We start from the raw sequence: 15,536 nt of genomic DNA, 5'->3' as shown, positions 1-15,536 counted from the left end.
AGATGATACAATCTAAAATCTAGTGGAAAAAAGCAGTGTATTTGATATGATAGGGCCAGTAATGATAGGACCTTCAAGTTCACACACCGCCGGTGTAGTGAGGATTGCTAGAGTAGGCGTAAGATTGCTCGGAGGAATTCCTGATGAAGCTGAAGTGATTTTTTATAATTCATTCGCGCGTACATACGAAGGCCATGGAAGTGACCGAGCTATTATAGCCGGGCTATTGGATTATAAAACTGATGATAAACGGATCAAGACTTCATTCGATGAAGCCAAAAAGGCTGGATTAAAATACAGTTTCAAGTCTGTTGGAAATGCATCAACTAAGCATCCTAATACCATTCACCTCAAATTGAAAAAAGGAGAGAAGACGGTTACCATGGAAGGCGAAAGCCGAGGCGGAGGTGTAGTTAAGATCGTGGAAGTCAATGGATTTGACGCTGGTTTCTCTGCCAATTTACACACTGTCATTATTGAAGCAGATGATCGGAGAGGAAGTATCACTTTCATTACCAGCGTGATAGCGCACGATGATTGTAATATTGCTACTATGACAGTTTCAAGAAAAGGGAAGAATGATTTGGCCTGTCAGATTTTAGAAATGGACTCTGGACTCAATGAGATCACACTTGAATATTTAAGAAATCTAAAATGGATAAAAAATGTCATTTATATCCCAGACATTGATAAATAATAAATAATGTACAAACTTCAATTTAAACTCATTTTTGTTTTTGTATTTAGCCTCTCCAGCGTAGTTCAAGCTCAGGATCATATATATTCCTTGGAGGAGTGTATCAACATGGCTTATGAGAAGAACCTAACCATTCAGCGAAGTGAGTTAGATCTTAAAGTAAGTGAGATTAGCAAGAACCAGTCAAAATTGGAACGATTGCCTGATTTCAACATGGGTGCTAATTTTACTAATAACTGGGGACGATCTATTGACCCAACCACCAATAGTTTTATAACCCAGCAAAACAATTCATCTAATATCAATGGAAGAAGTAATTTGACCGTGTTTAACGGCATGCAGATTCACAATGGAATCAAACAAGCCAATGTGAATTATGCAGCATCAAAAGCTGAGTTGGAATCAACTAAAAATGACGTTGTATTGATGGTTGCAAGCACATACCTCAATATTATTTTTAATAAAGAGCTATTATCCAATGCGAACTATCAGCTGAATACATCAAATCAACAACTTGAAAGAACAAAAAAACTGGTAGATGCGGGTGCGTTACCAGTGACCAATTTGCTTGACCTTCAGGCTCAATCCGCTAGCAATGAGGTGAATGTGATTAATGCAGAGAATAGTTACAACCTTTCAATTTTAGATTTGAAACAAGCGCTGTTAATTCCTGCAGAAGATCCATTTGAAATTGAGGTGCCCGAACTTGATTTGCAGCCTGAAGAAGTAGATGTACTGACTCCGAATCAAATTTATCAAACAGCTGAATCTATCATGCCGGAAGTAAAAAGTGCAGACTTAAGAATAGAAGAGGCAGACCTGAACTATAAAATATCAAAAGCTGCCTATTCGCCAGTCTTAACTGTTTCTGCTGGATTTAACTCGAATTATTCAAGTTACTTACGTGATCAGGAACAGATCATATATGACGAAAATCTATTGAGTCCTGCGCCCATTGGATATGTGGGGGCAGATCGAACAAACATCGTGAATAGAGATGTCCCAACACCGATTGGGACAGAACCTGGGATTGGTGTCGGAGAGCAGTTTAAAGAAAACATAAGTAAATATGTTGGCGTCAACTTAAGCATTCCCATATTCAATAAAATGCGAACAAGATCTGATGTTCAGCGATCTATGCTCACTAAACAACGAGCCGAGGTAACATCTGTGGAAGTGAAGAACCAACTACGTCAGAATATTGAGACAGCTTACAATGATATGAAGGCAGCCTCCAAACTACATGCTGCCAATCAAAGACAGGTTGAAGCTTTGGAAGAAGCTTTTAGAGTAATCGAAAACCAATATAACCTGGGGGCTGTTAATTTTGTGGATTATCAAGTGGCTAACAATAACTTGTACATGGCAAAATCAGATCTGGTCAGAACAAAATTCGATTACGTGCTAAGACAGGTTATTCTTGATTTTTATTTGGGCAAACCAATTACATTATAAACTCATGGCTAAGAAAAGAAACAACAATAAATTAATCTATGGATTGATTGGTGGAGCAATACTATTGATCATATTTCTAATTGTCGGAAAGAAGAAAGGATGGATTGGAGAGCGTGAAAGAACGGAAGTGACTTTTGGAGAAGTAAAGAAAGTGGACATCACAGAGAAAGTAAGTGCTTCAGGAATGATTCAACCTATTGTAGAAGTAAAAATTAGCCCTGAGGTATCGGCTGAAATTATCGAACTGAATGTTGAGGAAGGAGATTCTGTGACTATCGGTGATGTGTTGATCAAACTGAAACCTGACAACTTAAAATCTGCTCTGGATCGAACCAGAGCATCTCTCAATCAGCAAAGAGCTAATTTGGCAGATGCAGAAGCGAGGCTTGCCTCGGCTAAGGCATCATTCAAGCGTTCCGAATTAGAATACAACAGACAGAACCAACTTTATGAATCAAAGGCTATTTCTAAAGCTGATATGGAATTAGCGGAAGCCAATTTTAAAATTGCGGAACAAGATTTGAAATCAGCAGAAAAGAATGTAGAAGCTTCAAAGTACATTGTTCAGAGTGCTTTAGCATCAGTAAAAGAGGCCAACGAAAATTTAATGTTTACTACCATCACAGCACCTATGGGTGGGATTGTATCCAAACTCGACGTAGAGAAAGGGGAGCGAGTGGTAGGGACATCTCAGATGGCCGGTACGGAAATGATGCGCATTGCCGACTTGGGTAATATGGAAGTACGCGTAGATGTGAATGAAAATGACATAGTACGTGTGGCGGTAGGCAATGAAGTTGAGATTGATGTAGATGCCTATTCATATATGGATAAAAAATTCAAAGGAAGAGTAACTGCTATTGCCAACACTGCCAACGCCAAAGCTTCGTCAGATGCTGTCACTGAATTTGAAGTGAAGATCAGAATTTTAAATGATTCGTATAAGGATTTGGTAGCAAGTAATAAAGTGCCATTTCGTCCAGGAATGACTGCGAGTGTAGATATTGTAACGAATACAAAACGAGGCATCTTATCTGTTCCATTAGGGGCGGTGACTACTAGAATCCCTAAAAGTGAAGACGAAGAGGAGTCTGAGAATTCAGCTCAAAAAAATCGTAATGACGACCTGAAGGAAGTTGTCTTCATTAATGTAGACGGTAAAGCTGAATTGAGAGTAGTAAAAACTGGAATAAGCGACTTCGACAACATTGAAATTATAGAAGGAGTCTCAGAATCTGAGCAAGTAATAAGTGGTCCGTATTTGGCGGTATCTAAAAATCTAGAGGAAGGGGATTTGGTAAAGGCTGAAGAAAAAGAGGATAAAGAAGATAGAAAAGGAAGAGAATAAATGTTGTGATTAGATATTTGTAAAAGGCGAAGAAATTATTCTTCGCCTTTTTTGTATGCCACTTGCATTTACTGTTTCTTAGAGTAGAATTAACAGTCTCACTCTATCAAAAACTTCAGTATATATCGCGCTTCAGCCGGATCAGGGAAAACATACATTCTGACCTATAATTATATTCGTCTAGCACTACAGTACCCAGATTACTTCAAAACTGTATTAGCGGTCACTTTTACTAATAAAGCGACTGAAGAAATGAAGTCCCGAATCCTAGAGACATTGGAGCAGTTGGCCAAAGGTGAGCATGCGATGTCTTCTGATCTAGTGAAAGAACTGAATATTAATGAGCAACAGCTGTCGTCACGGTCTGATGCTTTGCTGAGAAGCATTCTTCACAATTATTCTTTTTTTGCAGTAACGACTATAGACGCGTTTTTTCAAAAAATTGTAAGGTCGTTTGCTCGCGAAATAGGTATCCAGACGGGTTTTAAAATTGAGCTAGATCAGCCTAAAGTTATTGCAGAAGTCATTGATCACATGTTGATGGAAATGGCGGAAGACCCACAATTGATTCGCTGGTTAACTGATTTTGCTATTTATCAAATCAATCAAGGTAAATCTTGGGACACTCGAAATGACATAAAGAGTCTATCTGGCGAATTGTTCAGTGAATTCCTTGTGCTGAATAAGCACAAAGTATTTGATCAATTGAATAAACCCAACTTTATTAATGATTTTATTCAAAAACTAAATCAAAGACGAGAGCAATTAGAGCAGGGCATGATTGCTCTAGGTCAGTGTATCAATACCGTATTGGTAGCGCATCAATTGACAAAAGATGATTTCACCTACAAAGCAGCTGGTGTAGGTGGCTATATGGACAAGTTGATTCTTGGTGAATTTGTAGAGCCTGGCAAGCGAGTCTATGATGCACTAGAACAAGGAAAGTGGTACAGCAAAGGTTCCGATAAAGATATAGCCATAGATAACGCTATAGCAGATGGCCTGGCAGATCATCTGTCATCCGCTATTGATTATTATTTCAACCATAACAAAGAATACGAATCCTTAAAGCAGGTCATTAAATACATCTATACTTTCGGGTTGCTATCTAGAATTTCAGAGGAGATTAATGATTATCGTGAGGCGAATGATTTGTTGCTTATTTCTGACTTTCCTGTTTTTCTAAATGACATCATCAATGATAGTGATGCCCCATATATTTATGAAAAAGTAGGCACAAGGTATAAGCACTATCTGATTGATGAATTTCAAGATACCAGTGGATTGCAGTGGAACAATTTCAAACCATTGATTCAAGACACGCTAAGTGCTGGCAACTTTTCGATGGTGGTAGGTGATATCAAACAATCCATCTATCGCTGGCGTGGAGGTAATTGGAAAATACTTCTCGAGCAGATCAGAAAAGACATTGGCGAAAGCCATATCAAAGATGAAGGTCTGAGTACCAATAGACGTAGTAAACAGAATATTGTAGAATTCAACAACGACTTGTTTAATAGCGCTCCTGAAATGCTGGAAAGCCATTTGGATTCTAATTTGGGAGAGTCCATTCAGGCTAATTTAAATATGAATGCAGCATATGATGGAAGTGCTCAGCAATTGTATGATGAGTCTGGGGATGGATTGATCAACATTCAATTTTATGAAAAGAATGAGGAGCTGGAAGAGCCAGATGATTATGTCATTTCCGAATTGGTAAAATATATCCAGCAGCTTCAAGATGCCAATTATCAACTGAATGATATTGCCATATTAGTGAGAACCAATCCTCAAGGAAGGAAAATTACACAAGGTTTGATGCAGCATCAGTTGGAAGTGGGAGATGATGGCTACCGATACGATGTCATTTCTAATGAATCACTTTTCATTAAAAATAATTCAGCTGTTCATCTCATTTTACAATGCTTAGATTGGATTGCAAATCCAGAACAGTCCTTGACCATAGCTCAGCTGAAATTCGCAAGTGAACAGTACCATGAAAGGACGGGCACAGCGAATCTAGCAGCTGCGTTCATGGAGAAATGGGATAATTGGAGTAAGATGAATATGTCTTATTTGGTAGAATCTGTGATTCACCATTTCAAATTATTTAATTACGCGGCAGACCATGCTTATCTGCTTGCTTTTCAAGATCTGATTTTGGATTATTTAAAATATGAAAAAGACAGTCTGATAGATTTTAAGGTATGGTGGAGCGATCATGATAATAGGTCTATACAAGTGTCAGAAGATCAGGATGCAATGCGACTGATGACGATTCATAAGTCTAAAGGACTCCAGTTCAAAGCTGTGATTCTACCGTATTGTCATTGGAAACTAGACCATTCTGGAACCAACGAGCAATTGCTTTGGTGTGAAACAGATGGATCGACCGTATTAGGGCAGGTGCCTTATTTGCCCGTGCGATACAAAAATGACCTGGCTCAAACGATTTTTGCCAAGAATTTCTATTTGGAAAAATCAGATGTTTATTTAGATAATTTGAATTTGCTTTACGTGGCCTTGACTCGTGCTGAAGAAGCTTTATTCATACTATCTGATGTAAAATTAAGTTCGAAAGGAATTTCAAATGTGGGAGATATCCTTTTGAATTATGCCAGAGATAAGTCATTGCTGGAAGGCGAATTGAATGCTATAGCGTTGGGCAAACTTCCACCATATAGCGTCTATGAAAAGGAATTAAGCAGTCCAATGACTCTATCTGCTATGAACTTCACACCACCGGCTGACAGGGTGCAACTCAGGCAAAAAGCTCGGATACTTGAAGAAACTGTATTAGAGTCGATCAATTATGGCGAAATTATTCATTGGATTTTTTCAAAGATTCATTCTCGAAAAGACTTTACAGTTGCCTTAGATAAAGCTCAGATAAAATTTGGACTATCTGATCACGAAATGATAGAAATTAAACTCAAATTGCGAGAAATATGGGACAAACCCCTAATAGCCAGTTGGTTTGATGTGAGTTGGGAGGTGAAAAATGAATCCTCAATACTTTTAACTAATGGTAAGTTGAGAAGACCAGATCGGGTAATAGTAAAGGACAACAAAGCCATTGTAATAGATTATAAAACAGGTGCTCGATCTAATAGTCACTTACGACAAGTGGACGAATACAAAAACATACTGGGACAGATGGGGTATGAAAGGGTAGATGGATTCTTGATTTATCTTTCTGAACCTGATGTTTTAGCCGTATAAACTAAATTCAAATGTTATGAAAGCAGTGCTTTGTGAGTCTTATGGACCTCCTCAAAATTTAGTCATCAAAGAAATAGATGCTCTTATCCCAGATAAAGGAGAGGTAATTATAGTGGTGAAGGCCAGTGGTTTAAATTTTCCAGACACGCTAATTATTGAAGGAAAGTATCAATTTCAGCCCGACATGCCATTTTCACCTGGTGGTGAGGTAGCCGGTGTTGTTAAAAGTCTAGGAGAAGGTGTTACTCATTTAAAAATTGGGGACCGGGTTATGGCAGGTACTGGCTGGGGTGGTTTTGCAGAAGAAGTTAGAGGCAAAGCGACTAATGTTTTCCCATTGCCTGATAGTATTAGTTTTGATCAAGCGGCATCTACCATGATGACTTTTGGTACCTCGTACCATGCTCTTGTGAATCGTGCAGAATTGAAAGCTGGAGAGACCTTGCTGGTGTTAGGAGCAGCAGGTGGTGTTGGAACAGCGGCTATTCAGATAGGGAAAGCACTGGGTGCCAAGGTGATTGCAGCGGCTAGTACGGATGAAAAATTAACGTACTGCAAATCCATAGGAGCAGACTTGACTATCAACTATAGCACTGAAGACTTAAAGGCTCAAGCCAAAGCGTTGACAGATGGTAAGGGAGTAGATGTGATTTATGACCCAATAGGCGATAAATATACTGAACAGGCACTTCGAGCTATCGCTTGGAAGGGCAGACATCTTGTGGTTGGTTTTGCAGCAGGTGATATTCCGAAAATTCCTCTCAATTTGCCTTTGCTCAAGGGTTGTTCAATAGTTGGTGTGTTCTGGGGAGGTTTTTTTAGAAATGAACCTCATGTGAATGCTGAGAATTTTAAAACCATTGTTCAGTGGTTGGAAGAAGGTAAAGTAGAAGCTCAAATTCATAAAAAATATCCTTTGGAAAAAGTGGCCGAGGCTATGGCTGAATTGACAAGTAAAAAAGTGAAAGGCAAGATCATTTTTGAGCCTTAATAAAAACAATAGTTTTGGAAAAAGGAGGTGATCAATGCTAATCAGATGAAATCTAATAGCAAAAGAGCCACTCAATGAGCGACTCTTTTTTTCTTGTTCTACTTCTTCAGATTGATGTTCCAAAGCTAATTTTTCATCAACCTTGAAAGCAGAATGGAATTTGAAAAACGGATTAATTCAAATGTTAAGTTGGTTGCATTTGAAATTTTGATTTAACTAAAATAATCAATTCGAGAGGCAAAATCAACCACACCAATTTTAAATCAACAATTCTCAAACAATATTTGAATAACTAGATAATAATTCAATTTTGTAAATTCATGTTTTAATCCTATAAAACCGCCTGAATTATCCTATGAATACAATCATTCATCGAAAAAGTTCAATTGCAGTTAGTTTTTTGAATTAAAAATATGACTTCTTAATCAATGGTAGGGTAATATTGCGCTCGACCTTTTTAAGACTATGAGAAAGTATTTTTTAGGGGCATCCGTCTTGTCCTACATGTGCCTTTTGTCCTCTTGTCAAATAGACGAGTTAGGTAAAGAAAAACTAGGCACTCATTCCACACACCTTGTATTGAACCTAGGCAATGCTGAATACACAGTATTGGAATTACTAGAAGACTTAGATCAAGAATCTTTAGATGTAGATGATAGCGACCAATCCATGTCCATTCTCTTTAGAGACAGTACAATATATGATGATACCGAATCTTTAATAGCCATTAGTTCTGTCAGCAATGTAGAAGAATTTGCTCCAGCGGAGGATGTTCCATCCACTCCAATAGATTACAAAATAAATATAGAAGAGACTTTTGTTTTTTCTTTTCCTGCTAACAATGGAGAAGAGATTGATTCATTATTTTATAGTTCTGGTACTCTGGATTTTTTTATGGAGTCTTCTTTCAAAGGAGATATAGATTATACATGGGTGATTGAAGGTACCCGAATTGTAGAAACCAACGAAGACTTAACTCAAACTCAAGAATTAGTATTCGCAGGTGGAGCTGTGACTGATACTTACTCAAGACCACTTAATGGTTTAAAATCAAAATTTTATAAGAATGCACTTGATGAAAATGAATTTGCTGTGCATGTGACAGGAACAATCTCATTTGAAGAAGGAACAGAGATCTTACCTAGTCATAAAATGACTTTCAATTTGGCATTCAATGATCCTACCTTTTCAAAAATCTACGGTTATTTTGGGAATGATCCAATTGAACTTCAAAGTCAATCGATTGGCATTTCTGCATTTGAAGAATTTTCTGGGGATGGTTTAAAATTTGAAGATCCAAAAATATTGCTCATAACCAATAATTCATTTGGGATGGATTTTGAGTTGTCTTTTGATGAAATAAAGGCAGTTTCATCAGATAACAGTGTGGTTATTTTTAGTGAAAATACTTCTCCCGGTATTGATGGCTTTGTTTCTTCTCCAAGTGAAGAAGGTGAAGTGAAAAGTGATACTGTTGAACTTAATAAACAAAATAGTAACATCAACGAATTACTTAATTCCACGCCTATCAAGATTGATTTTGATATTTCTGGTGTGCCAAATCCAATAAGTAGTACGCGAGATAACAATTTCTTATTGAGTGAAAGTCAAATCGAGGTTATAAGTGTAATCGAAATTCCATTACAATTTCAAATGGATGGATTCGCAGTTGATTTTGATTTTGAAATGAACTTGTCAGATATCAAGCAGGCGGAGAAAATTATATTCAATATCGTAGCTACAAATGAGATACCCTTTACAGGAAGTATTGATCTTGAGTTTGTTGATAAAGGCGGTGATGTTTTATATACAATGACGGATGCTGCAATTATAGAATCACCTGAACTAGACGCAAGTGGTAAAACAGCAACACCAGAAGTTTCTACCTCGGAAATAAATTTAGACGCCGAGGCCATCGATGCTTTGTTAAATGCAAATACAATATTCGCAATTGCAAACCTCACCACTTTCGAATCGAGTAAAGACCGCTATGTAAAACTATATGCTGATTATAAATTGAATATCGAATTGTCAATTGAGGGTGAATTAACTATTGATCTTGATGAATAAAATTAAACAACGACTATCGATATTGTTGATCACAATTTTAGGATTGGTACATTCGGCAAAAGGACAAAGTGATCTGACTTTTTATCATTTGGGTGAAATCACTCCTCAAAGTAGTATCTACAACCCTGTTTTTTTTCCAGACGCAGATTTTTATATTTCATTACCCGTGATCTCTGGAGTGAGTACCAATTTTAATAATAGTATTTCTTACGATGATGTTTTTGCATCTATTGACGGTACTGATTCTGTTGAATTTAGTTCAAACAAGCTGCTGTCTAACTTAAAAGATGGAGATCGAATGTCATTTGATGGATCTGTTACTTTATTACAAGTTGGGTTTCATATTGGGAGGACGAGTGCATTGCAGGTTTTTGTGAATGAAAGAGTGAAGAGTAGGTTGTATTATCCGAAGCAGTTAATGGAGTATTTACTCAACGGAAACGGTGAATATTTAGGGCAAGAAGTGGAAGAAAATAACCTAAGAGGGCAAGGAACTTACTATCGAGAGTATGGTGTTGGATACACGCATCAGTTAATGATCGGTGGAAGTAAAAAGCTTCGAATAGGTATGAAATTAAAATATCTTCAAGGGTTTGTTCAGGCCGAAGTGGATGAAGATGCTTCAATTAGATTAATGACGGATGAGGACAATTATTCCGTAACTGTTAGTTCAAATCAAGCAGTATTAAGAACTGCCGGAATTGAATCAATGGATAATGCCAGCTACCTGATGTCCAATGATAACACTGGGTATGGCATGGATATAGGAGCAGATTTTCAGATTTCTCCTAAGTTAAATGTCGCGCTAGCGGTAAATGATATTGGTAGTATCACTTGGAAAGAAGAGGTGGTGAATTACGAATTGATGGAGTCCGAGGCAACTTTTGGTGGATTGGATTTAAGTGATTTTGATGATATTGGCGAATCATTAAAAGATACACTGACGCAGTTATTTGATTATAATGAAATCCGAGAAGGTAGTTTTAAATCTAAACTGAATACAAGAGTATTTGTATCTGGTTCATATCAAGTAATTCCAAAAGGCACGGTGACGGGAACAATAATGACAAGAAATGACTTAGGTAGTCAAAGCTTTACGTATGGAATAGGTTACACGCATAAAGTGAGCCGCTTATTGACTGTTTCTACGACAGTATCTAGAAAACCAAAGCAGGGTATTGCTGTAGGGGGAGGGTTTGCTGCAAGGTTGGGCATTGTTCAATTGTACACCTCTGTAGATAATACCATAGGGTTTAATGATGTTCGGAATATGCAAAATCTTAATGTCCGAGTCGGAATAAATCTATTGTTTGGTCGCCGTTCTGAGAAGAAAATCCAGAAAGATGATTTGAGTAATGAGATAGATTATCAACCGAAAGAAAAGAAATCCAAGAAAAAGTTCAGTCCGTTTCCTGATGAATATGATTTAGATCATTTAGAAGAGATAGACTAATCCCATTTTCGTTTGTGCAAGCTCGAAAAACCAGATATGGATATATTCATGGTTTCAGGAAAAAAACCTTTTGTTCTCAAGTTGGATAGATTGTAGAGCAGGTTTTCGTCTTTGGAGATTAATTGAACAATTGCATCCTTTTCATAGGATTTCATATGGTCAGTCAAAAAAATGATTAGATCATCTGCCGTTAAAGATTCTGTACTCAAATCAATGCTATACATGGGTCGAGTTTCAATCTTATGAAAATTATGCTCAAAGGTCTTACCACTTATTTTGAAGGTGTGATATCCTTTTACTTCATTTATTTCATCGAACATGGTCCGTTCGGTAGAACCGCTATAAATAATAGGCACCCTTTTATTTTCAGATGATTGAGCATACATCACTTGATGCTTATGTATATGCCCAGCCAAGATCAAATCGAACTTCCCAGGCAAGTCATCTATATTAAGGGTGTCCTTTCTATTCGCAAATTCAAAATGATTAATTCCCGCTTTTACTCCATCTATAGCATGATGGACGCATAAAATATTAAAGTCATTTTTATGTATACTTTTTTCTAGTGTGTTCCTGTATTTGGGGAAAAGTGATCTGATGTCTCCTTTGTAATATGGAAAACCCGAAATGGATAGCTGTGGTAAATTGTATGTTGATGCATGATCAAAAACATGGATGTTGGGGTGGTTTAGGAAAATTGAAGACGGGAGTACTGACTTTTCGTGGTTGCCAGGTACGATAAAAAGTTTGATCTCCGCAGTTGCTAATCTAAGAAATTGCTCATAAGTCTGATCAACTAAAAATGCGGGAACTTTTTGCTTTTCAAAGACATCTCCACAGTGAATGACATAATCAACTTTCTGATTTATGGCTTGGTCTATGACTAATTTTAAATTTTCGAAAAAATCAAAACCTCTTCTTCGATTTTTAGTGGGCTTATTGGAAGACGGATGATCGAACCCAATATGAGTGTCAGAGAAAAGTAAAATGCTGATGTTTTCAGCTGTCACATTTATTTGTTTTGATGAAGATTATCAAAGGTTTTTCGTCCCTTGACGAAGTATTGATACGGTAAAAGGAATGGAGAGTTCCGAACTTTGTTGACGGCATGCTTTCTTATAATTCTTCGTTTTCTAATGTTTTTGGGTAGTAGAAGAATGAAATCAAGATGTGCCTTGCAGATAGCCCAGCTGTGATTCCAAGATTGATCCATCCCAAATTTTAGTGCAGCAGCCCAATCTAGTGTTAGTTTAAAAGGTAATTTCCAGAACAAGCTAATAACTCTTTCATTTTTACACAAAAGAGAGAGATTATTCCTGAAGTTAAGATATGTTTTTCTAGGGTTGATTTTGTTAAGCGTTCCACCACCTACATGATACACTGTGCTATCAGGAATACAATAAAGTGATTTGCCCATGGAGCGAAAGCGCCAGCATAAATCGATTTCTTCCATGTGGGCAAAAAAATCTGTATCAAACCCTCCAGCTGCTTTGAAGTCTGCCGTTCTTACAAACAAGCAAGCACCTGTCGCCCAATCCACTTTTTGAATAGTATTATACTGATTCTGATCTTCTTCGAGCGTTTCGAAAATTCGACCACGGCAATAGGGGAAACCCATAAAATCCAAATATCCACCAGCCGCCCCTGCATATTCAAAATATTGCTTTTGATTAAAATCGAGAACCTTTGGCTGACAAGCAGCAACTGCTGGATGCTCATCCATGAAGTTTATTATAGGTACTATCCAGTTGGGAGTTACTTCTATATCAGAATTGAGTAGAATACAGTATTCATAGTCAAGTTTATTGATGGCTTCGTTGTACCCTCCAGTATATCCTAAGTTTTCTTCAAATACTATGACTCTAAGAGCTGGATAGTTCTTTCTTAAAAATAAAAGGGATTCATCTGTAGAAGCATTGTCTACAAGAATCACTTCTGCCTCTTTACTGTATTGAATAACTGATGGCAAGAATTGCTCTAAAAACTGAGCGCCATTATAGTTTAATATGACTATGGCTGTTTTAGCCATTAAACATATTGCCTAGATCGAATCCTGGGATATTGGGCATCATGCCTTCCGTCTGCTTTTGAATATGCTCTTTGGCCAATAGGTCAGCTTCTTCCATTGCTTTATTTATGGCTGCAACTATCAAATCTTGTACGATTTCCTTATCAGCAGAATTGACCAGAGAATCATCTATTGTGACTTTGATCACCTTCTTTTGTCCATTTACAGTGGCCTTTATTAAACCGGCACCTGATTCACCTTCTACTTCTATTTGAGATAGTGTGCTTTGAGCTTCTTTCATTTTTTCTTGAACCTCTTTCACTTTTCCCATCATTTTCATCATATCAAACATATCACTATCCTTTTCTCATGAGTAACATCGATCCTGATTGGTCATATTTTCGACCTTCAGCATCTTCAAAATATATTTTATAGATATAAGTACCTTCTGGTGCTTCTTTATCATTTATTCTGCCATCCCAGCCATTAAAATTATCCGTTGTCGTAAAAATCAGAGCGCCCCACCTGCTATAGACTTCCAGCTCAAAATTAAAGACTTTTGGGCCTTTGGCTACAAATCGATCGTTCAGTCCATCATTGTCTGGCGTGAAAACATTGGGCAAAAACATAGTAGTGTTTAGCTCTGTCAAGATAATATTCGAATAAGAAAATTCCGGAATTACATTCAACGATTCAGCACGTACTCTTATGTACTTGTTTTCAGAATCATTGGTAGAAAAAGTCACAGCTTTTTCCCGACCGCTAAAAACTGGAAATTCTTCAATCACTGTACCAGCCTCGTCAAGTCGCTCAATAGTGTAATTTCTAATGCCATCAATCCAAGTTTCATATTTACTCCAACTATAATCCACTTCTTTTCCTCTTGTTCCTCCTTGCTGAATAATCATGGGGATGGTAGAAGGTGAAGGAGTAGAGAGGTTGCCACAGTCGTCATCATACCTTATTCTGTAGGCATGTTGTCCAATGAAGTTTGCTTCGGTGTCAACAAAAGTGGTGTCTTCCGAAGAATCATAATACCTCCAGGATCGATCTCTTATATTTCTCTCAATGATATACCTTCTAAAAGGTATTTCGCCCGTGTCAGGTGGCCCCCAGGTGAGTTCTACATCATTCTCAATATTGACTGTAGATGCGGGATAGCTTACTGCCGGGAGTTCAGCAGATTTATTGGCAATAACTGCTGTATCTACAGAAACTGAAGAACCAGATGCGAAAATGGGCTGAACATTATACACATATTCTTTGTTGCATATCACTTGGCTATCATCGTAACTTACAATAGATGAATTGGTAATATTCACTAATAAATCTCCGTCTCTAATAATATTATAGGATTCAGCTTCTACTGTATCAGTCTGCCAACTGATGGTATTGGCCTGATCAGTGCCATTTACATCAAAATAAACCGAACAAATAATATCTGAAAGTATAGCCACTTCGTTGCAGGCATCATAAGTGTTGATTTGGTAGCAGTAAAAATCATCTTGAGTATTTATTTCTGATATGACTGCAGTAGCACCTGTGATAATAGACCCAAACTCAAAGTTCTCGGTTCCATTTGTTGAGCTCTCTAGATTATAAATAATATCATCTCCTAAGGTAAAACCAAGTTGAATTTCACCATCTGAGGCTTCGTTGGTTGTTTCCACTGAAGTTAATACAGGATTCGTGATAGAATTGATACTGTTGAAAGCCTCGTTATCTGTACCACAGGTTGAATTATTTGCGTCAGTGAATCTGCCTGAAACGTCAATTCTATAAGTGTTTTGTGTACCGTAGTTATAGGCAGATGAAAAAGATAGAGGATCCACTTCTTCATTGTCAGTTGTAGTGAATTCTACGAAATAGCTGTCATAGTACTCATCTTCAATTTCTACTCGGACATTGTGAGAGGCACAGTTATGGATAGTGAATTCCGGAAGTTGTGGTTCTTTTACTTCTACTAAAATTGAATCTAGTCTATCCTCTGCGTCAAAGTCATTAGACCCCATGGTTACGTAGTAGTCACCAGCAGTTGTATAAGTGTAAGTAAAGTCAGTATTATCACCACCACTACCATCGAACCCTTCATAGAAAAACTGAACGGCAGAAGTGATATTGGGGGTTACATTGATGGTCATACCTGTACACCCTTTGATATAATCTATATCAAACCTGCCTTTTATACTCGTATGTTGTGCCATAGCGAACTGGCTGTACAGGCACAAAATGAGGATTAATATATGGTGGAGAGGTTTCAATTTGATTGTCTACTTGTTGGGTATGACGAAC

At 37.5% G+C, this 15,536-nt stretch carries 11 protein-coding genes; 7 read left to right on the top strand and 4 right to left on the bottom strand.

The features are described from left to right. The first annotated feature begins 22 nt into the window (after positions 1-22). The 7 genes from sdaAB (at position 23) to ABJH98_RS08685 (ending at position 11,236) form a co-directional block, all read left to right on the top strand. Positions 23-697, top strand: coding sequence for an L-serine ammonia-lyase, iron-sulfur-dependent subunit beta (gene sdaAB, locus ABJH98_RS08715; protein WP_348307275.1), 675 nt, complete (start codon positions 23-25; stop codon positions 695-697). A gap of 6 nt (positions 698-703) precedes the next feature. Then, positions 704-2,152, top strand: coding sequence for a TolC family protein (locus ABJH98_RS08710; protein ID WP_348307274.1), 1,449 nt, complete (start codon positions 704-706; stop codon positions 2,150-2,152). Positions 2,153-2,156: 4 nt separating this feature from the next. Continuing rightward, positions 2,157-3,500, top strand: a complete 1,344-nt coding sequence (locus tag ABJH98_RS08705) for an efflux RND transporter periplasmic adaptor subunit (protein WP_348307273.1) — start codon at positions 2,157-2,159, stop codon at positions 3,498-3,500. 105 nt (positions 3,501-3,605) lie between these two features. After that, the gene (locus tag ABJH98_RS08700) at positions 3,606-6,722 is read left to right on the top strand and encodes a UvrD-helicase domain-containing protein (protein WP_348307948.1); all 3,117 of its coding nucleotides are present in this window, start codon (positions 3,606-3,608) and stop codon (positions 6,720-6,722) included. Between the two features lie 16 nt (positions 6,723-6,738). Next, positions 6,739-7,713 carry an NADPH:quinone oxidoreductase family protein gene (locus tag ABJH98_RS08695; protein ID WP_348307272.1) on the top strand — a complete coding sequence of 325 codons (975 nt, stop codon included), beginning with the start codon at positions 6,739-6,741 and terminating at the stop codon, positions 7,711-7,713. Between the two features lie 465 nt (positions 7,714-8,178). Then, on the top strand, positions 8,179-9,783 hold the full coding sequence (locus tag ABJH98_RS08690; protein ID WP_348307271.1) for a hypothetical protein: 1,605 nt from the start codon (positions 8,179-8,181) through the stop codon (positions 9,781-9,783). Then, positions 9,776-11,236, top strand: coding sequence for a DUF5723 family protein (locus ABJH98_RS08685; RefSeq protein WP_348307270.1), 1,461 nt, complete (start codon positions 9,776-9,778; stop codon positions 11,234-11,236). The genes ABJH98_RS08690 and ABJH98_RS08685 overlap by 8 nt, the downstream gene beginning before the upstream one ends. On the opposite strand, the gene ABJH98_RS08680 is transcribed toward ABJH98_RS08685, so the two are convergent. Genes ABJH98_RS08680 through ABJH98_RS08665 form a run of 4 tightly spaced genes read right to left on the bottom strand, consistent with a single transcriptional unit; the run spans position 11,233 to position 15,448 of the window. Then, positions 11,233-12,246, bottom strand: coding sequence for a DNA repair exonuclease (locus tag ABJH98_RS08680; protein WP_348307269.1), 1,014 nt, complete (start codon positions 12,244-12,246; stop codon positions 11,233-11,235). The two genes, ABJH98_RS08685 and ABJH98_RS08680, sit on opposite strands and share 4 nt — an antisense overlap. 2 nt (positions 12,247-12,248) lie before the next feature. Then, positions 12,249-13,265 (bottom strand): glycosyltransferase family 2 protein, encoded by a 1,017-nt coding sequence (locus ABJH98_RS08675; protein WP_348307268.1) that lies wholly within the window; start codon positions 13,263-13,265, stop codon positions 12,249-12,251. Further along, on the bottom strand, positions 13,258-13,596 hold the full coding sequence (locus ABJH98_RS08670; protein ID WP_348307267.1) for a YbaB/EbfC family nucleoid-associated protein: 339 nt from the start codon (positions 13,594-13,596) through the stop codon (positions 13,258-13,260). Before ABJH98_RS08670 ends, ABJH98_RS08675 begins: the two co-directional genes overlap by 8 nt. A 4-nt stretch (positions 13,597-13,600) precedes the next feature. Then, positions 13,601-15,448, bottom strand: coding sequence for a gliding motility-associated C-terminal domain-containing protein (locus tag ABJH98_RS08665; protein ID WP_348307266.1), 1,848 nt, complete (start codon positions 15,446-15,448; stop codon positions 13,601-13,603). Positions 15,449-15,536: the final 88 nt, after the last annotated feature.

The organism is Reichenbachiella sp., from assembly GCF_039969095.1.
Lineage (GTDB): Bacteria > Bacteroidota > Bacteroidia > Cytophagales > Cyclobacteriaceae > Reichenbachiella.
The sequence above is the reverse complement of the archived record's forward strand: the minus strand, read 5'-3'. Positions and strand labels throughout refer to the sequence as shown.

Coding starts and splice junctions, on each gene's coding strand:
- ABJH98_RS08685 (WP_348307270.1), top strand. CDS start 9,776: ATGAATAAAATTAAACAACGACTATCGATATTGTTGATCACAATTTTA.
- ABJH98_RS08690 (WP_348307271.1), top strand. CDS start 8,179: ATGAGAAAGTATTTTTTAGGGGCATCCGTCTTGTCCTACATGTGCCTT.
- ABJH98_RS08675 (WP_348307268.1), bottom strand. CDS start 13,265: ATGGCTAAAACAGCCATAGTCATATTAAACTATAATGGCGCTCAGTTT.
- ABJH98_RS08710 (WP_348307274.1), top strand. CDS start 704: ATGTACAAACTTCAATTTAAACTCATTTTTGTTTTTGTATTTAGCCTC.
- ABJH98_RS08695 (WP_348307272.1), top strand. CDS start 6,739: ATGAAAGCAGTGCTTTGTGAGTCTTATGGACCTCCTCAAAATTTAGTC.
- ABJH98_RS08665 (WP_348307266.1), bottom strand. CDS start 15,448: ATGGCACAACATACGAGTATAAAAGGCAGGTTTGATATAGATTATATC.
- ABJH98_RS08705 (WP_348307273.1), top strand. CDS start 2,157: ATGGCTAAGAAAAGAAACAACAATAAATTAATCTATGGATTGATTGGT.
- ABJH98_RS08670 (WP_348307267.1), bottom strand. CDS start 13,596: ATGTTTGATATGATGAAAATGATGGGAAAAGTGAAAGAGGTTCAAGAA.